Consider the following 17,541-nt stretch of genomic DNA (forward strand, 5'->3'; position numbering starts at 1 on the left):
ACTTCTTCCTCGCGAAAAAGAGATTCAGTCATCGCCAGAAACCGTCCGTAGTTGACATTGTCATTATACCCTGCGTCCCACGTTCCCGGAGGGTAGGCTCGGGATTTTTTCACAGCCTCTCAGACTGTCCTGCAGATGCCGCGTGTGGCGCAGACTGTTGAGTCGCTTCAGTTTCACATTGAGTTCAGAAGATCTTCTTTCCCAGTGGTGAAGATAGCGAAGACGGTCGTCTGCGTTGTAAAGAGGTGTTCCCGACAAGACGACAGGATTCACCCGCGCGCGAAAACCCGCTTGATCATGTTTGGCAAATTGATCATAGATCTGGCACAGCTCGTACATGCAGTATTCCGACGTGAAGTACGCCTCGCTGAGCACCAGAACAATATGCCCGGCGGCGCCGATCTCGTCCATGAACTGGCGGATCGAGTCGCCGTATTTCATTTCCTTCCGGTCGTAGCGCGGTTTCATTCCGCGTGCGGCGCAAGCCTCAGCCAGCTTTTCGACCAGCGGCTTCTGCGCTTCCTCTTTCCACGCGTACGAAACATAGACGCTGACCATCGAAACCCTCCCCCGGATCTGTCGGCAAGTGCATGGGCGGGGTCCACGGGGCGGCGCCGGGCGGGCGGCAGCGCCAGCCGGGCGAGTTCGTGGGGAACCCGTTCACCGGGTCAAGTATCAGCGGTGGCCGCGCGCAAGTCAAACACGCGCCGCGCGGCTGGATCGGGCGCGCCGAAGACGGTGGACGCGGACACGGCGGACGTGCCGGCGGCGCCCGCCAGCGCCTCAGGGCGGCGGGCCGGTCTCGCGCTCGTCGCCGCTGGCCGCGCCGGGCGCTTCGAGCTTCAGTTCCTGAATTTTCCGGGTGATCGTGTTGCGGCCGATGCCGAGCGCCTGCGCGGCTTCGATGCGGCGGCCGCCGGTGCGCAGCAGCGCGCGGCTGATCAGGATGCCTTCGAAGGTCTGGATCAGCTTTTCGTGCACGTGACCGGCCTGCGCGGCGAGCAGGCGATCGACTTCGTCGGCGAGGGCGCCTTCCCAGTCGTTGGCGCGCGCGCCGGGGGCGACGGTCTCGCGCAGGTCGGGCGGCAGGTCGGCGAGTTCGACGAGTTGGCCGGGCGCCATCACGGTCAGCCAGTGGCAGAGGTTTTCGAGCTGGCGAACGTTGCCCGGGAAATCGAGCCCGCAGAGCTGGCGCAAGGCTCCTTCGGAGAAGCGCTTGGCTTCGACGCCGAGTTCCTGCGCGCTTTTCTGCAGGAAATGGCGGGCGAGCAGCGGAATGTCTTCGCGCCTTTCGCGCAGGCTGGGCAGGCGGACGCGGATGACGTTCAGGCGATGGAAGATGTCTTCGCGAAACAAGCCCTGGCGGACGCGTGCTTCGAGGTCCTGGTGCGTCGCGGCGATGATGCGGACGCGGGTTTTCAGCGGCGAGTGACCGCCGACGCGGTAGTAGTGGCCGTCGGAGAGGACGCGCAGCAGGCGCGTCTGCAGTTCGGCCGGCATGTCGCCGATTTCGTCGAGGAAGAGCGTTCCGCCTTCGGCCTGTTCGAATCGCCCCTGGCGCTGCGTCGCGGCGCCGGTGAACGCGCCGCGTTCGTGGCCGAAGAGTTCGGATTCGAGCAGGTCGCGCGGAATCGCCGCGGTGTTGATCGCGATGAACGGCTTGTCGGCGCGTGAGCTGTGGCGATGCACGGCGCGCGCGACGAGTTCCTTGCCCGAACCCGATTCGCCGGTGATCAGGACGGTGGCGTTCGACTGGCTGAGTCGGCCGATGGCGCGAAAGACTTCCTGCATCGCCGGCGCCTGGCCGAGGATCTCGGGCGTCAGTCCGGCTTCGCTCTCCGCACCAATCTGGTGCATACTCTCGCCGATCGCGCGCCGTATCAGTTCGATCGCCTGATCGACGTCGAAGGGTTTCGGCAGGTATTCAAAGGCGCCGCCCTGAAAAGCGGCGACCGCGCTGTCCAGATCGGAGTACGCGGTCATGATGATCACCGGCAGCGAGGGAAAGCGCTGGCGGAAGATCTGCAGCAGTTCGAGCCCCGACTGGCCGGGCATGCGGATGTCGGAAACAAGGACCTGCGGCGCGCCGCCGGCGTCGAGCTGGGCCAGCGCTTCACCCGCCGAGGCGAAGCTGCGGAAAGGGATCTTCTCGCGCGTGAGCGTTTTTTCGAGGACCCAGCGAATTGATTTGTCGTCGTCGACGATCCAGACGGGTTTCATGAATTCCTCAGGCAGCTTGACGATGGTCACTCAATTGACAAGCAAGAAGCCTGCCCGCTCACCGGATCAGGCCAGCGGCAGGCGGATCGTGAAGCGCGTGTGGCCCGGCCGGCTGCTGCAGTCTATCGTCCCCTGGTGCTGCTGGACGAAGCTCTGCGCCAGCGTCAGGCCGAGGCCGCTGCCGTCCGGGCGCCCGGAAACGAGCGGATAGAACATGCGTTCGCGGATGTCGTCGGGAATTCCCGGGCCGTTGTCCAGCACTTCGACGGCGATCGCCAGACGGTAGCGCCGCTTGGCCAGCGTGACCTGGCGCGCGACGCGCGTGCGCAGCGTGATCTGCCCGGGGGCGGGCGCTTCGCTCGCCGGCTGGCGGTCGATCGCCTGCGCGGCGTTGCGCACGATGTTGAGGAAGACCTGTATCAGTTGCTCGCGGTCGCCGACCAGGTCGGGCAGGCTGGTGTCGTAGTCGCGCTGCACGCGCAGCAGCGGAAACTCGGCGGTGAGCAGGCTGCGCACGCGTTCGAGGATTTCGTGGATATTCACCGGGCCCGGCTGCATCGGGCGATGCGGCGAGAGCAGGCGGCGCATCAGGTCCTGCAGGCGGTCGGCTTCCTTGATGATCACCTGCGTGTATTCGCGCAGCGCGGGATTGTTCAGTTCGTGTTCGAGCAACTGCGCGGCGCCGCGGATGCCGCCGAGCGGGTTCTTGATTTCGTGTACCAGATTGCTGATCAGCTCGCGGTTGGCGTGTTGCTGTTCGGCCAGGCGCTCTTCGCGCGTCGCGCGCAGTTGCTGGTCGATCGGCCACAGTTCGACGAGCAGGCGGACGTCGGCGGCATCGACCGGGTTGACTGCGCAGTTGACCGGCAGGACTTCGCCGTCGGCCAGGCGCAGTTCGATGTTCTCGCCGGTATAGCCCCAGCCCTGACCCAGCACCTTGTCGAAGGCGCCGAGCAGTGCCGGCGGACACCCCATGAAAGCGGCCAGCGGCAGGTCGGCGAAGACCTTGCCGCTGATCCCGAGCAGGTTTTCGGCCGCCGGGTTGAGGTAGCGGATCGCCAGGCGCTCGTCGAGCAGGACGACGGCCGACGAGAGCAGGTCGAGTCCACCGAAGGCGCTGGCTGCCGGCTCAGTCATCGTGCGGCGGCGGGCGCATTCAGCGCAGATTGGCGATCTCCTTGCGGATCGCTTCGATGTTGCGCTCGTGCAGGGCGACCTTGTCCTTGTAGGCCTGCAGGCGTTCCTGCACCTTGGCGCCGTTGATCGCGCCGCCCTGCACGCGCTCGCTGGGGAGGACGACTTCCTGCTGCGCGGCGAGTTCCTTTTTCGCCTGCTCGGCGTTCTTCTGCTCGCCGGCGAGTTCGTTTTCGAGAATCCGCCGGCGGTCGCCGTCGCGCGACTTCTGCGTCTTGTCGTCGACCTTCGGGAAATCGGCCGGCGTTGCCGTTGCGGCCTTCGGCGCGCCCGGCTTGGCCGGCGCTTTCGGCGGCGGTGCGACGTTGATCGGTTCGAGAACGATCTTCCGACAGTTCTTGGTCGGAACGTTCGAGTAGAGAACCCGCCCGTCGACGTCGGCGCACTTGAAGATGTCCTGCGCGTCTGCCGGTGCTGCCGCCAGCCAGAGCAGGGCAGTCGAAAGACACAGGGCTTGCGGTTTCATCATCGTTCTCCTCGGTCGCCGCCGTCCGGCCAGTGCGCAGGTACCGGGATGCTGGCACGCGCACGCCGGCCGTCAAGTGTATTGGATCACGGCAGCCGATACAAACGCCGGAGAACGGCGCCCGGCAGACAAAAAAAAGACGGGCCGTAGCCCGTCTTTTCCCTTGCCCTGACGCCAGGCGCTCAGCAACTGTAGTACAGATCGAACTCGACCGGGTGCGTCGTCATCCGGATGCGGTTGACTTCGTCCATCTTCAGCTCGAGGTAGGCATCGACCCAGTCGTCCGAGAAGACGCCGCCGCGGGTGAGGAACTCGCGGTCCTTGTTGAGCGCGGCAAGCGCCTCTTCCAGGCTGGCGCAGACGGTCGGGATCTTGGCGTCCTCCTCCGGCGGCAGGTCGTAGAGGTTCTTGTCGGCCGGCTCGCCCGGATGAATCCGGTTCTGGATGCCGTCGAGACCCGCCATCAGCAGCGCCGCGAAGCACAGGTAGGGATTCGCCAAGGGGTCCGGGAAGCGCGTCTCGATCCGCCGCGCCTTGTCGGAAGCGACGTGCGGGACGCGGATCGAGGCCGAGCGGTTCTTCGCCGAGTAGGCCAGCTTGACCGGCGCTTCGTAGTGCGGTACCAGACGCTTGTACGAGTTCGTTCCCGGGTTGGTGATTGCGTTCAAGGCCTTCGCGTGCTTGACGATGCCGCCGATGTAGAAGAGCGCGAGTTCCGACAGGCCGGCGTAACCGTTGCCGGCGAACAGGTTCTTGCCGTCCTTCCAGATCGACTGATGCACGTGCATTCCCGAGCCGTTGTCGCCAACGATGGGCTTGGGCATGAAGGTGGCCGTCTTGCCGTACTGATGGGCGACGTTATGCACGACGTACTTCAGCATCTGCGTCCAGTCGGCCCGCTTGACCAGCGTGTTGAACAGCGTGCCGATTTCACACTGACCGGCGGTCGCCACTTCGTGGTGGTGCACTTCGACCGGGACGCCGATCTGTTCGAGCGTGAGGACCATCGCCGAGCGCAGGTCGTGCAGGCTGTCGACTGGCGGGACCGGGAAGTAGCCGCCCTTGATGCCGGGACGGTGGCCGGTGCCGCCCTCGCCTTCGCCCTTTTCGCCGTTCGTCCAGGCGGCTTCCTGCGAGTAGATCTTCAGGCTGCAGCCCGACATGTCGACGCTCCAGGCGACCGAATCGAAGATGAAGAACTCGGGTTCCGGGCCAAAGTACGCGGTGTCGCCGATGCCGCTCGACTTCAGATAGGCTTCGGCGCGTTTGGCGATCGAACGCGGGTCGCGATCGTAGCCGCGCCCGTCGGCCGGGTCGACGACATCGCAGGTAATGACCACCGTCGTTTCGTCGAAGAAGGGGTCGACGTAGGCGGTGCTCGGGTCCGGCATCAGTTGCATGTCGGAGGCCTGAATTCCTTTCCAGCCGGCGATCGACGATCCGTCAAAGGCGTGACCGTTTTCGAACTTGTCTTCGTTGAACGCGCTCACCGGAACGGTCACGTGCTGTTCCTTGCCGCGGGTATCGGTGAAGCGGAAGTCGACGAACTTCGCTTCGCTTTCCTTGACCATCTTGATCACGTCTTGCGGGCTTGCCATTGCAGAATCTCCAGAGCAGTTGCCGGGGTGCCGGCGAAAGTATAAAAGGTAGCTTGCGCTCGGGTACTAGCAGAAAACATGCCAGTCCCTGCATTGCTGATCGAGCATTGTGCCACAAGGGCATCGCGCCAACCGGCTGTTTTTTCCGCACCATGGCGGTGCATACGCGGGCAGCCACGCACCCTGGCGGTGCGCGGCGCGCCCCGCCTTCGTGCCGCCGGAAACGTCGGCCGGCAAGTGCTTTATACTGCTGTTTTTGCCTTCCAATCGACGGGGTACGCGCCGGGCACCATGGGAAAACTGACCGATCTGCTGCAACTGGCTCGCGCGCGCGGGCACGACCTTGGCCTCCCCTACGCCGGTGCGCTGACGCCGCTGGAAGCCTACGATGTCTGGCAACTGGCGCCCGGCGCCCGCCTGATCGATGTCCGCACGCACGCTGAATGGGATTGGGTCGGACGCATCCCGGGCGCCGTCGAAATCGAGTGGATGAGCTACCCCGACAATCGGCTGAACATTCACTTCCTTGCCCAGGTCGAACAGCAGGTGGATCGCGAGGCCTTGCTGATGTTCATCTGCCGCAGCGGCGTGCGCTCGCACCATGCGGCGGCGCTGGTCAGCGAGGCAAGGCAGCGCGAGTGCTACAACGTGCTGGAGGGCTTCGAGGGCAACAAGGACGCGCGCGGCCAGCGCGGCAAGGTCGGCGGCTGGCGCCACGCCGGCCTGCCCTGGCAGAGCTGAAGGCTCGGCCGCCGCCAGCGAATCGCCGCACCGGCGCCGGACAGCACTCGTCGCCGAGTTTCTTGCCCGGCGCAAACGCTCAGACTCTTTTTCGCTCCCGTTTCGGATCTCGCCCCCATGCAAACTGCGACCATCAGCTTCGACAAGTTCAACCCGTTGCAAGACGACGAGTGCCATGCGCGGATTCGTGCCGCGCGCGCGCGCCTCGCCGAGCAGGCTGTGCTGCTCTGCCACCACTATCAGCGCGCCGACGTCTACCAGTACGCCGACCTGACCGGCGACTCGCTCAAGCTGTCGCGCCTCGCCTCGCAGACCGACGCGCGCTACATCGTCTTCTGCGGCGTGCATTTCATGGCCGAGGTGGCCGACATCATGTCGCGCCCGGAGCAGTTGGCGATCCTGCCCGATCTGGCCGCCGGCTGCTCGATGGCCGACATGGCTAATCTGGCCAAGGTCGAACGTTGCTGGCGCGAACTCGGCGAGGTGCTCGAGGTCGAGCAGCAGGTGACGCCGGTGACCTACATCAATTCGGCGGCCGATCTGAAGGCCTTCTGCGGCGAGCGCGGCGGCATCGTCTGCACCTCGTCGAATGCGGGAAGCATTGCCGCCTGGGCCTTTGCGCAGCGCCCGAAGATCCTGTTCTTTCCCGATCAGCACCTGGGCCGGTGGACCGGCCACCAGATGGGGATTCCGCTCGACGAAATGGTCGTCTGGGATCCCGACCTCGAACTCGGCGGCCTGAGCGCCGAGCAGATTCGCCACGCCCGCCTGCTGCTCTGGAAGGGGCACTGCTCGGTGCATCAGATGTTTCAGCCGGCCCACATCCTGCGCTTCCGCAACGAACACCCGGACGGCCTGGTGATCTCGCATCCGGAATGCAGCTTCGAGGTCTGCCGGCAGTCGGACTTCGTCGGCTCGACCGAGCACATCGTGCGCACGATCAAGCAGGCGGCGCCGAATACGCGCTGGCTGGTCGGCACCGAGTTGAATCTGGTCAACCGGCTCGCCGAGGAGGTGCGCGCCGAGGGCAAGATCGTCCGGTTCATGGCGCCGACCGTCTGCATGTGCTCGACGATGCAGCGCATCGACCCGCAGCATCTGGCGTGGACGCTGGAGAACCTGGCCGACGGCAATGTCGTCAATCAGATCAGCGTCGCCGCGCACGAGCGCGCTGCCGCCAAGCTGGCGCTCGACCGCATGCTTGCCATCTCCTGATCGGTCTCGCCGGCCAACCACCGGCCACGCCGAAAGCGGTGAACTTTCCCGGCGAGCGATTGACCAAGAACTGCCCGGCGCGTGTCGCCGTCGGCGTCGTTGCCCCAGCCAGACGATCGTAAAGCGTCCCGAACCGTCCGACCCATCGCATCCCAACCCACGAAGGAATAGCCCATGACCCGCACTGTCACCCTCGGCGGCAACGCCGTCCCCGTCGCCGGCGATTTTCCGCAGCCCGGCCAGGCCGCGCCAGCCTTCTCGCTCGTCGGCCGCACGCTGGCCGCGACGACGCTCGCCGACTTCGCCGGCAAGCGCAAGATCCTGAACATCTTCCCGAGCATCGACACGCCGACCTGCGCCACTTCGGTGCGCAAGTTCAACCAGGCGGCGAGCAGCCTGGCGAACACCGTCGTGCTCTGCATTTCGGCCGACCTGCCTTTCGCCCAGGGACGTTTCTGCGCGGCCGAAGGTCTGGAAAACGTGCACACGCTGTCGACGCTGCGCGGGCGTGAGTTTCTGCGCGACTACGGCGTCGAACTGGCCGACGGACCGCTCGCCGGGCTGGCGGCACGCGCCGTCGTCGTCCTCGACGAAACCGACCGCGTGCTGCACAGCCAACTGGTCGGTGAGATCAAGGACGAACCCGATTACGACGCGGCGCTGCGCGCGCTCGCCTGAGCGCCGGGCACGAACCGCTGGCCGCCGCGCCGGCGGTTACCGCCCGCCGCCGCGCTGAAGCCCGGCGGCCGACTCAGCGGCGGCGCTGGCGCGCCTGTTCGAGATGCCGGCAGAGTTGCTCGGCGCCTTCGAGCAGGCGCGGCGTGTGGCGCTGGATCAGGTCGGGCGGAACGAAGAACAGGTTGTCGCGCTGCACCGCGGTGATGCGCGGCCATTTCTTCCAGTCGTCTAGCCATTCCGGACGCGCCTCGCCCATGCCGCTGGCGACGATCGCCTCCGGGTTGCTGGCGATCACCGCTTCGACCGTGACGCTCGCCGCCATCGCTTCCAGCGTGCCGAAAACGTTCTCGCCGCCGCACAGGTGAATGGCGTCCGAGATGATCTGACTGCGGCCGACGGTCATCAACGGCTGCTTCCAGATCTGGTAGAAGGTGCGCACACTTGCTTTGCCCGAATACTGCGTCCGCAGTGCGGCAAGCCGCTGGCGGAAGCGCTGCGCGGTGACGCTCGCCACGCCCTGCGTGCCGGCAAGCGTGCCCAGACGCTCGATCTCGCTGGCCACGTCTTCGATGCGGTTCGGCTGCGAGACGTAGAGCGTGTAGCCTAGCCCGTGCAGCTTGTCGAGATTGGCCGTCGCGTTGCCCGACTGCCAGCCGACGACGAGGTCGGGCTTGAGCGCCGCCACGGCTTCCAGATCGAGCCGTGCATAGCTGCCGACGCGCGCGATCTTCTTCGCCGCTTCCGGGTAATTGCTGTAATCGACCGTGCCGACGATCCGTTCGCCAGCGCCAGCGGCGAACAGCGTCTCGGTCAGGTGCGGCGCCAGACTGACGATACGCTGCGCCGGCTGCGCCAGCCTGACCGTCTGGCCGAGGTCGTCGCGCACACTGACTTCGGCGCCGGCAGCGGTCGCCGCTGCGCAGCCGAGCAGCGCGAGCGCGCGCAGGACGCTGCGGCACAGCCAGCGGCTGCGCGGTGTTGCTTTACCGATCATGCGGTTCCTTGGGCAAGCGGTGAAGACGATCGTGGCCGGTGCGGATGCGCCGGGCGGGCCGGGCAGGCCGCCGGCCAGGGCCGGAACGCCCGATCGGCGACGCGCCGACGGATTTTAGCGCGCCGCAGCGGCCGGCGCCGGAACGAAGCGGCCGCCGCGTGCGAGAATGCGGCCTCCGACGCTTGTGCCGATCCCGCGAACGCCACTCCATGGCAACACCAAGCTCCCCGCCTGCCGGTACACCGGCGCTGATGGTCCAGGGCTGCACTTCCGACGCCGGCAAGAGCACGCTGGTTGCCGCGCTGTGCCGCATCCTGAAACGCCGCGGCGTGCGCGTCGCGCCGTTCAAGCCGCAGAACATGGCGCTCAATTCGGCGGTCACCGTCGACGGCGGCGAGATCGGCCGCGCCCAGGCGCTGCAGGCGCTCGCCGCCGGTCTGCCGCCGCATAGCGACTTCAACCCGGTGCTGCTCAAGCCGAACAGCGACCGGCAGGCGCAGGTGATCATCCACGGCAAGGCGCTCGACAGTCTGGACGCGATCGCCTACCACGAGTACAAGCCGCGCGCGCTCGCCGCGGTGCTCGAATCGTACCAGCGCTTGTGCGCGCAGTACGCCTGCGTGCTGATCGAGGGCGCGGGCAGCCCGGCCGAAATCAACCTGCGCGACCGCGACATCGCCAACATGGGCTTCGCCGAGGTCGTCGACTGCCCGGTGATCCTGATCGCCGACATCGATCGCGGCGGCGTCTTCGCGCACCTCGTCGGCACGCTGGAACTGCTCTCGCCCTCCGAACAGGCGCGCATCCGGGGATTTGTCATCAATCGTTTCCGCGGCGACATCCGCCTGCTCGAATCCGGGCTCGACTGGCTCGAGCAGCGCACCGGCAAGCCGGTGCTCGGCGTTCTGCCCTACCTGCACGGGCTCTACCTGGACGCCGAGGACGCGCTGCCGCGCGCCGAGACGGCCAAGGCGGCGGCCCGCCTGCAGGCGATCGCACCGGCCTTCCCGCGCATCGCCAACCACAACGACCTCGACCCGCTGCGCTTCCACTCGGCGGTCGATTTCCGCTTCGTCGGCCCGGGCGAGACGCCGCCAGCCGCCGACCTGATCGTCCTCCCGGGATCGAAGGCGGTGCAGGCCGACCTCGCCTGGCTGCGCGCGAACGGCTGGGAAGCGGCGATCCGCCGCCACTTGCGCTACGCCGGCCGCTTGATCGCCATCTGCGGCGGCTACCAGATGCTCGGCCGTCACCTGCACGACCCGCTGGGAATCGAGGGCGAGCCGGGCAGCGCCGCCGGTCTGGGCCTGCTCGACTGCACGACGACGCTGGCCAGTGAGAAGCAACTGAAGAACGTCGTCGGAACGCTGAACCTGCCCGGCCGGCCGGCCGTCCGCGGCTACGAGATACACATGGGCGTGACCACCGGTCCGGCGCTGGCGCGCCCGGCTGCGACGCTGGCCGGCGCAGCCGACGGCGCGCTTTCCGAAGACGGCCAGATCCTGGCCACCTACTGCCACGGACTGTTCGACGAACCGGCAGCGCTGGCCGCACTGTTGCGCTGGGCGGGCGCGCCGGCAGACGCCGCCCCCTTCGACGCCGCGGCACGCCGCGAAGCCGACCTCGACCGGCTGGCCGACGCCGTCGAGCAGGCGTTCCGATGGGAGAAGCTGGCCGGTCTGCTCCCCTGAGCGCTGGCGGATCGTTCGCTGCGGCAGGGCGAACGGCGCAACGACACCTGAGGCGGGGCAACCGAGCATGGCAGCGCGTAGGCAGATGCCGAATCAAACCCGGAGGGAATGGTGCGCCGGATCTGGATTTGCTGCTCAGCGCCAGGCATCGGGCGCGACGAGTGCGAGGCTTGGCCAAGCTGAAGAGCGTGAGGCAGGACGACAGGTGGCTCGGGGCCAACGCCGGCGCCTCGTCGTTGCGGCGCGACCTTCGAAGGCTGCTTGGCAGCGCGTCGGCGGCCTCGCCTTTCAGCCTGCACGCAGGATTCCTGCCGCCCGGATGATGTCGCCGGCCCTTGCGCCGCAGGCAGTGGCGCGGCGAAGCATTCACCAGCCCTGAGCCGCGCCCACAGCCGGAGGCGGCGAGGCCGGCGAGTCGCCGGCGTCCGGCAAGTCCTTGAGGACGAGCGGCAGTCCGGCAGCAACCAGGATGACGCGCTGGCAGACTTGCGCGACGCGCTGATTGAGCCGGCCCTGCTCGTCGGCGAAGCAGCGGGCCAGCGGATGCAGCGGAACAATTCCCCAGCCGACCTCGTTCGAGACCAGCGTCACCCGCCCGGGCAGCCCGCGCAGGGCAGCGATCAAGGCGGCGGTGGCGCCGGTCAGCAGCGGGCAGTCGATCGCCTCGCCGGCTTCGGCCTGGATCGCCGCGCGACCGGCGAAGAGCAGGTTGGAGAGCCAGAGCGTCAGGCAATCGACGATCAGGCAGACGTCATCCGCCGCCTGTGCGCGCAGGGCGGCCGGTAGTTCAAGCGGCGCCTCGACCAGCGCCCAGTCGGCCGGCCGCCGCGCGCGGTGAGCGGCGACGCGGCGCGCCATTTCGTCGTCGCGCGCTTCCGCGGTCGCGACATAGACGACGCGCAGGCCACTGCCCTGCGCTTCGCGTGCACGCTCTTCGGCCAGCGCACTCTTGCCCGAACGCGCACCGCCGATGATCAGTTCGTTCATTCGGGTCGTGCTCGCCGTCGACGGCCTTGACAGTGGCTCGCCGAGCACCCAGGCCAGGTGATGCTGATTCGCAGGCGCGCCCGGGCGCACTCAGCGAGCATGACGCTGCACGCCAGCGGGCCCGGCGAGCAGCAGGAGGTCGGCGCCGCGCTGGGCAAACAGCCCGTTGGCGACGACGCCGGCGATCTGGTTGATCGTCACTTCAAGCCGCACCGGATCGGCGATCACCAAACCATGCACGTCGAGGATCAGATTACCGTTGTCGGTCAGGTCACCGGCGCGCAGCTTGGGCGTCCCGCCGAGCTTCGCCAGCTCGCGCGCGACGTGCGCACGCGCCATCGGAATCACTTCGACCGGCAAAGGGAAACTTCCGAGTACGGCAACGCGCTTCGAGGCATCGCAAACGCAGACGAAGGTGTCGGCCACTGCGGCGACGATCTTTTCGCGCGTCAGCGCGCCACCGCCGCCCTTGATCATGGCCAGGCCGGCGTCGATCTCGTCGGCGCCATCGACATAGATCGGCAACGGCAGGTCGCGCTCGACGACCTCGTTCAGTTCGAGCACCGGGATCGCCTGCGCAACCAGGCGTGCGCGCGTTGCTTCCGAACTCGCCACCGCGCCACCCAGGCGGTCGCGGATGCTGGCCAGCGCGTCGATGAAGAAGTTCGCCGTCGAACCGGTGCCGACGCCGAGAATGGCGCCCGCCGGCAGATTTTCGGCGACATGGTCGCGTGCCGCCTCGGCAACCGCCCGCTTGAGTTCGTCCTGCGTCTTGCTCATGGCAAAGTCCCAAAGTCCCAAAAAAGGTCCCAAAGTGCCGAAGGCGTTGTCCTGACAGCGCGCTCGCGCCGGATCAGCGACTGGCGGGCCAGGCATCGCACTGTGCCGGCCGGCCACCGGATCACGGACGCTTGTCGACCACGCTGGCGGTGACGGCCGCCAGGCGCGCCGACGGTGAACACCGGGCAAGCCGATCGTAGCACGATCGCCGGCAGGCCGTCGCCGGCCGTGCGCCAGTGCCAGGCGAGCGGCTGCCGGCCCGCCGCGCGAAGCGCCGGGTCGCCCGCCGAGCTGTTGCAGATTGTTTCGCCGGCGGGGTTTGGCCGGCCCCGGCGCGGCGCTCGCTCGCCGCGAGCTTGGCTATACTAACGGGTCATGGCCAAGACCACCTCCCGTCGCACGGCGCTGCCGCCCGGCACGATTCTCCGCTTCTGCCTCGCGCTACTCGCCGTCGTTGCCGCGGCTGGGGCGGTGAGCGACGAGACGAGCGACCCCTTTGCCACCGGCAAGCTCGTTCCGGCGCGTCCGGGCTTTTCCGCCGGCAGCCCGGCGGACGGCAGCCAGCAGCCTTGTCCGCTACCCGCCGCCAACACGCGCTACGGCGCGCTCGAGGTGGTCGACCTGGCGCTGTGCCGCAATCCGGGAACGCGCGAGGTGTGGGCCAGCGCGCGCGTCGCGGCGGAACAGGTCGGCTTGGCGCAGGCCGATTTCCTGCCGGCGGTCGACGGCGGGCTGAGCATCGGACGGCAGACAAGCAATGGGCGCAACGTGTCGACGCGGGCTGCTTCACTCACGCTGTCCTGGTTGCTGTTCGACTTCGGCGCCCGCTCGGCCAAGCTCGAAGGCGCCCGCCAATTGCTTGCCGCCGCTGCGGCCTCGCTCGACTCGACCGTGCAAGGCGTCTTCTTCGCCGCGCTGCGGGCCTATTACGGCGCCCAGGCGGCGCGCGCCGCGCTCGCCGCAGCGCTCGAATCGGAAAGGGCGAGTCGCGCCAGCCTGTCGGCGGCGGAAGTGCGCTACCAGGTGGGCAGCGGCACACCGGCTGACCGCCTGCAGGCGCAGACCGCGTGGTCGCAGGCGACGCTCAACCGGATCAAGGCGGAAGGCGCCCTGCGCAACGCCTACGGCCGGCTGGCCAACGTCATGGGGCTGGACGCGCACAGCAGCCTGACGCTCGACGAGATCGCGCTGACCCCGCCGGCGTTGAGCTTTGAAAACGATGTCGCAGCGCTGATCGCCGAAGCGCGCCGCAATCGCCCGGACCTGCAGGCGGCGGAAGCCGAGCTGCGCGCCGCACAGGCAAACGTCGATTACGCGCGCGCGGCGGGCCGACCGACGATAGCTCTGCACGCCGGTCCGAGCTGGCAGGAGGTCGACGGCCTGAGCAGCCGTAGCACCACGCTCGGCCTGAGCTTGACGCTGCCGATCTTTACCGGTTATGCCTCGACTTACGGTGTGCGCAGCGCGCAGGCGAAAAGCGAGGTGCAGGCCGCCCGCCGTGAGGGAATCCGGCAGCAGGTGGCGCTTGACGTCTGGGAAGCGTATCAGGCGCTGGCCACCGCGACGCAGACCGTGCGCACGGCAGCCGATCTGCTGGCCAGCGCCGAACAATCCGAACGCGTCGCTGCCGGCCGCTACCAGGCCGGTGTCGGCAATATCCTCGACCTGCTCAATGCGCAAAGTGCGCTGGCCAACGCTCGCCTGCAGCGCATCCAGGCGATGCTCGACTGGCACGTTTCGCGCGCCGCGCTGGCGCACGCGATCGGCACGCTGGACCATCGCCTGCTCGCTGCGCAAAGCTCTGGAGCCTTTGACCGCCCATGAACCCCGCGCGTCGCAAATCGCTTTTCGTCGTCGGACTCGGCCTGCTCGCGGCCGGCGGCGCGTATTGGTACCAACAGAATGAAACGCAGTCGGCCGAGCAGCGCTACAAGCTGCAGGCGGTCGAAAAGGGCGACATCACGCAGACCGTTTCGGCCAACGGAACGCTCAACCCGGTCGTCCTGGTCAATGTCGGCACGCAGGTTTCGGGAACGGTAACCAAACTCTACGTCGACTTCAACGACGAGGTTCGCCAGGGTCAGGCCTTGCTCGAACTGGACGATTCGCTGCTCGCCGCGCAAGCCCGCCAGAGCGCGGCCAACGTGCACAACGTGAGCGCCGCGCTCGATCTGGCGCGCGCCAACGAAACGCGCATGAAGGCGCTCTTCGCGCAGGAATACGTGTCGCGGCAGGAGCTGGAACAGGCGGTGCAGGCGCGCCGCTCGGCCGAGGCGCAACTCGCGCAGGCGAAAGCGGCAGCCGACAAGGATCAGGTCAACCTGCGCTATACGACGATCCGCTCGCCGGTTTCCGGGGTCGTCGTCGACCGCGTCGTCGACCTCGGACAGACGGTCGCCGCCAGTCTGCAGACGCCGACGCTGATCAAGATCGCCCAGGATCTCTCGGAAATGCGCATCGATTCGAGTTTTGCCGAAGCCGACATCGGCAAGATCCGGGAAGGCCAGAAAGTGCGCTTCACTGTCGATGCCTTCCCCAATCGCAATTTCCAGGGCGAAGTGCAGCAGATCCGCCTGAATCCAACGATGCAGCAGAACGTCGTGACGTATAACGTGCGCGTTTCGCTGTCCAACCCCGAGCACATCCTGCTGCCCGGTATGACCGCCTACGTCAGCATCGGCGTCGCCAGGCGCGACGATGTGCTGCTCGTTCCGAACGCCGCGCTGCGTTTCAAGCCGGCCGAGGGAAGCATCCCGGGCGAGCGTCCGGGCAACGCGCCACCGCCCGCCGCGCGCGCGCCGGCTGACGGTGGCGGCGAGGCGAAAGGCAAAGGCAGGAAACGCGATACGGCCAGCGGCACGGTCTATGTCATCGAGCGCAATGAGCTGAAACCGGTCAGCGTGCAACTGGGAATCACCGACAATCGCAACACCGAGCTGGTCGGCGGCGAGCTGAAGGAAGGCGACCGGCTGGTCGTCGGCGAGAACCTGCCGACGACCAGCGGCAAGCCGAGCAGCGTCGGGATGAGGCTGTTCTGATGACCGAGCCGGCCATCCGGGTGGTCGGGCTGGGCAAGTCCTACGCCACGGCAGCGGGCGACTTCCCGGCGCTGAAGGGGGTCGACCTGGCGATCGCCGCCGGCGAGTTCGTTGCCATCATGGGCCCTTCGGGCTCGGGCAAGTCGACCTTCATGAATCTGCTCGGCTGCCTCGACACGGCGAGCTGCGGCGACTATTTCCTGACCGGTCGCAACGTTGCCCGACTGACCGGCGACGAACTCGCTGCCGTGCGCAACCAGACGATCGGTTTCGTTTTCCAGGGCTTCAATCTGCTGCCGCGGATGAGCCTGGAAGACAACGTCGCCTTGCCGCTGGTCTACGCCGGCGCCGAGCGCGCCGCCCGGCGCGCCGCTGCCCGCCAGCAACTGGCGCGCGTCGGTCTGGCCGATTATGCCGCCTCGCTGCCCAGCCGGATCTCGGGCGGTCAGCAGCAACGCGTGGCAATCGCGCGCGCCCTGGTCAACTCACCGCGCCTGCTCCTGGCCGACGAACCCACCGGCAACCTGGACAGCCACACCAGCGAGGAGATCATGCGGATCTTCTGCGACCTCAACCGCGAAGGAATCACCGTCGTCCTCGTCACGCACGAGAACGACATCGCCGCTTTCGCCCAGCGTCAGGTACGCTTCCGCGACGGACTGATCGTCAGCGACGCGCCGACGCCACGCACCGCCGACGCCGCATGCTGAGCGCGATGCTTGGCGAAGCCTGGCATGCGATGGGCGCCAACCGCATGCGCACGGCGCTGACGATGCTCGGCATGGTGATCGGCGTCGGCTCGGTCGTGCTCATGATGGCCATCGGTCAGGGCGCGCAGTACGCCGTTGCGCAGACGATCAGCACGATGGGGAGCAATCTCTACATCGTGATTTCCGGCTCGACGAGCACCGGCGGCGTGCGCAGCGGCGGGGGTGGCGGTCCGACGCTGACCGTCGCCGACGCCGAGGCAATCGCCACGCTCGACGGCGTGCTCAACGTCGCACCGGTGCATCAGGGGACGCAACAGATCGTCCATGGTCCGAACAACTGGAGCTCGACGGTGGTCGGGACGACGCCCCCTTACCTCGAGGCGCGCGCGTGGACGATCACCGACGGCTACCCCTTCGGCGAATCCGACGTGCGCTCGGCAACGCGCGTCGCGCTGATCGGACAGACCGCGGCGACCAACCTCTTCGGCGCCGAAGATCCGCTCGGCCAGACGATCCGCATCCGGCAGAGCCCGTTCCTGGTCATCGGCGTGCTCGGCAAGAAGGGTCAGAATCTGGATGGACGCGATCAGGACGATACCGTGATCATTCCGCTGACCACCGCCCAGCGCAAGGTGTTCGGCAATCCTTTCCCGGGCGCCGTGCGCCTGATCATGGTCCAGGCCAATTCGCCGGAAAGCATGCCGGCGGTCGAAACCAGCGTGACGGCGCTGCTGCGCCAGCGTCATCGGCTGCGCGACGGACAGGACAATGACTTCTTCCTGCGCAATCTGGCCGCCGCCGCCGACTCGGCAGCCGAAACGACGCGCGTCATGTCGGTCCTGCTCGGCGCGATCGCTTCGGTCTCGCTGCTCGTTGGCGGCATCGGCATCATGAACATCATGCTCGTCTCGGTCACCGAGCGAACGCGCGAGATCGGCATCCGGCTGGCAATCGGCGCGCGCCGCAAGGACATCCTCAGCCAGTTCCTGCTCGAAGCGCTGATGATTTCGGTCGCCGGCTGCCTGATCGGTCTGGTCCTCGGGCTGGGCGGCGCCCTGCTGGTCAATTCGCTGACCAACATGGCGATCGTCGTTTCCGGTGCTGCGGTCCTCGTCGCTTTCGGCGTGGCTGCCGGCATCGGAATCTTTTTCGGCTATTATCCGGCCCACCGCGCAGCCGCGCTCGACCCGATCGAAGCGCTGCGCCACCAATGAACCCCGGCCGCGCCC

The 17,541-nt window shown here is 67.4% G+C and carries 16 protein-coding genes; 8 read left to right on the top strand and 8 right to left on the bottom strand.

Translation table 11 applies throughout. From position 1 onward, the window contains the following. Nucleotides 1–63: 63 nt before the first annotated feature. The 5 genes from Q1L59_RS04355 to glnA form a co-directional block, all read right to left on the bottom strand. The gene (locus Q1L59_RS04355) at nucleotides 64–558 is read right to left on the bottom strand and encodes a toll/interleukin-1 receptor domain-containing protein (RefSeq protein WP_300328552.1); all 495 of its coding nucleotides are present in this window, start codon (nucleotides 556–558) and stop codon (nucleotides 64–66) included. A gap of 225 nt (nucleotides 559–783) precedes the next feature. Beyond that, entirely contained in the window at nucleotides 784–2,220 is a 1,437-nt protein-coding gene (ntrC, locus tag Q1L59_RS04360) for a nitrogen regulation protein NR(I) (protein ID WP_300328554.1), read from the bottom strand. A 66-nt stretch (nucleotides 2,221–2,286) separates the two neighbouring features. Then, entirely contained in the window at nucleotides 2,287–3,357 is a 1,071-nt protein-coding gene (glnL, locus tag Q1L59_RS04365) for a nitrogen regulation protein NR(II) (RefSeq protein ID WP_300328557.1), read from the bottom strand. 19 nt (nucleotides 3,358–3,376) lie between these two features. Further along, entirely contained in the window at nucleotides 3,377–3,880 is a 504-nt protein-coding gene (locus tag Q1L59_RS04370) for a DUF4124 domain-containing protein (protein WP_300328559.1), read from the bottom strand. Nucleotides 3,881–4,062: 182 nt separating this feature from the next. Beyond that, nucleotides 4,063–5,478 carry a type I glutamate--ammonia ligase gene (gene glnA, locus Q1L59_RS04375; RefSeq protein ID WP_300328562.1) on the bottom strand — a complete coding sequence of 472 codons (1,416 nt, stop codon included), beginning with the start codon at nucleotides 5,476–5,478 and terminating at the stop codon, nucleotides 4,063–4,065. A gap of 291 nt (nucleotides 5,479–5,769) precedes the next feature. Between glnA and Q1L59_RS04380 the strand changes: the two genes are divergently transcribed. The 3 genes from Q1L59_RS04380 (at nucleotide 5,770) to tpx (ending at nucleotide 8,112) form a co-directional block, all read left to right on the top strand. Beyond that, nucleotides 5,770–6,219: a rhodanese-like domain-containing protein gene (locus tag Q1L59_RS04380; RefSeq protein ID WP_300328565.1), complete on the top strand. Its 450-nt coding sequence runs from the start codon at nucleotides 5,770–5,772 to the stop codon at nucleotides 6,217–6,219. Nucleotides 6,220–6,336: 117 nt separating this feature from the next. Further along, nucleotides 6,337–7,434: a quinolinate synthase NadA gene (gene nadA, locus Q1L59_RS04385; protein WP_300328568.1), complete on the top strand. Its 1,098-nt coding sequence runs from the start codon at nucleotides 6,337–6,339 to the stop codon at nucleotides 7,432–7,434. Nucleotides 7,435–7,608: 174 nt separating this feature from the next. Beyond that, nucleotides 7,609–8,112 (top strand): thiol peroxidase, encoded by a 504-nt coding sequence (gene tpx / locus Q1L59_RS04390; RefSeq protein WP_300328571.1) that lies wholly within the window; start codon nucleotides 7,609–7,611, stop codon nucleotides 8,110–8,112. Between the two features lie 73 nt (nucleotides 8,113–8,185). Here tpx and Q1L59_RS04395 read toward each other — a convergent pair whose 3' ends face one another. Continuing rightward, nucleotides 8,186–9,106, bottom strand: coding sequence for a cobalamin-binding protein (locus Q1L59_RS04395; protein ID WP_300328574.1), 921 nt, complete (start codon nucleotides 9,104–9,106; stop codon nucleotides 8,186–8,188). A gap of 209 nt (nucleotides 9,107–9,315) precedes the next feature. Here Q1L59_RS04395 and Q1L59_RS04400 point away from each other — a divergent pair, with 209 nt between their 5' ends. Further along, entirely contained in the window at nucleotides 9,316–10,797 is a 1,482-nt protein-coding gene (locus Q1L59_RS04400; protein ID WP_300328577.1) for a cobyric acid synthase, read from the top strand. A 366-nt stretch (nucleotides 10,798–11,163) separates the two neighbouring features. On the opposite strand, the gene cobU is transcribed toward Q1L59_RS04400, so the two are convergent. Continuing rightward, the gene (gene cobU / locus Q1L59_RS04405) at nucleotides 11,164–11,784 is read right to left on the bottom strand and encodes a bifunctional adenosylcobinamide kinase/adenosylcobinamide-phosphate guanylyltransferase (RefSeq protein ID WP_300328580.1); all 621 of its coding nucleotides are present in this window, start codon (nucleotides 11,782–11,784) and stop codon (nucleotides 11,164–11,166) included. Between the two features lie 90 nt (nucleotides 11,785–11,874). Next, nucleotides 11,875–12,564, bottom strand: a complete 690-nt coding sequence (gene rpiA, locus Q1L59_RS04410; RefSeq protein ID WP_300328582.1) for a ribose-5-phosphate isomerase RpiA — start codon at nucleotides 12,562–12,564, stop codon at nucleotides 11,875–11,877. Nucleotides 12,565–12,939: 375 nt separating this feature from the next. On the opposite strand from rpiA, the gene Q1L59_RS04415 reads away from it, so the two are divergent. From Q1L59_RS04415 to Q1L59_RS04430, 4 genes are read left to right on the top strand one after another with little or no spacing between them, the layout of a single operon-like run. After that, nucleotides 12,940–14,388: a TolC family protein gene (locus Q1L59_RS04415; protein WP_300328585.1), complete on the top strand. Its 1,449-nt coding sequence runs from the start codon at nucleotides 12,940–12,942 to the stop codon at nucleotides 14,386–14,388. After that, nucleotides 14,385–15,602, top strand: a complete 1,218-nt coding sequence (locus tag Q1L59_RS04420) for an efflux RND transporter periplasmic adaptor subunit (RefSeq protein WP_300328587.1) — start codon at nucleotides 14,385–14,387, stop codon at nucleotides 15,600–15,602. The genes Q1L59_RS04415 and Q1L59_RS04420 overlap by 4 nt, the downstream gene beginning before the upstream one ends. Then, nucleotides 15,602–16,312, top strand: a complete 711-nt coding sequence (locus tag Q1L59_RS04425; protein WP_300328590.1) for an ABC transporter ATP-binding protein — start codon at nucleotides 15,602–15,604, stop codon at nucleotides 16,310–16,312. The genes Q1L59_RS04420 and Q1L59_RS04425 overlap by 1 nt, the downstream gene beginning before the upstream one ends. Further along, the gene (locus Q1L59_RS04430) at nucleotides 16,306–17,526 is read left to right on the top strand and encodes an ABC transporter permease (protein ID WP_300328593.1); all 1,221 of its coding nucleotides are present in this window, start codon (nucleotides 16,306–16,308) and stop codon (nucleotides 17,524–17,526) included. The genes Q1L59_RS04425 and Q1L59_RS04430 overlap by 7 nt, the downstream gene beginning before the upstream one ends. Nucleotides 17,527–17,541 lie beyond the last annotated feature (15 nt).

Source organism: Accumulibacter sp., from assembly GCF_029255125.1.
In the GTDB taxonomy this organism is placed as follows: domain Bacteria; phylum Pseudomonadota; class Gammaproteobacteria; order Burkholderiales; family Rhodocyclaceae; genus Accumulibacter.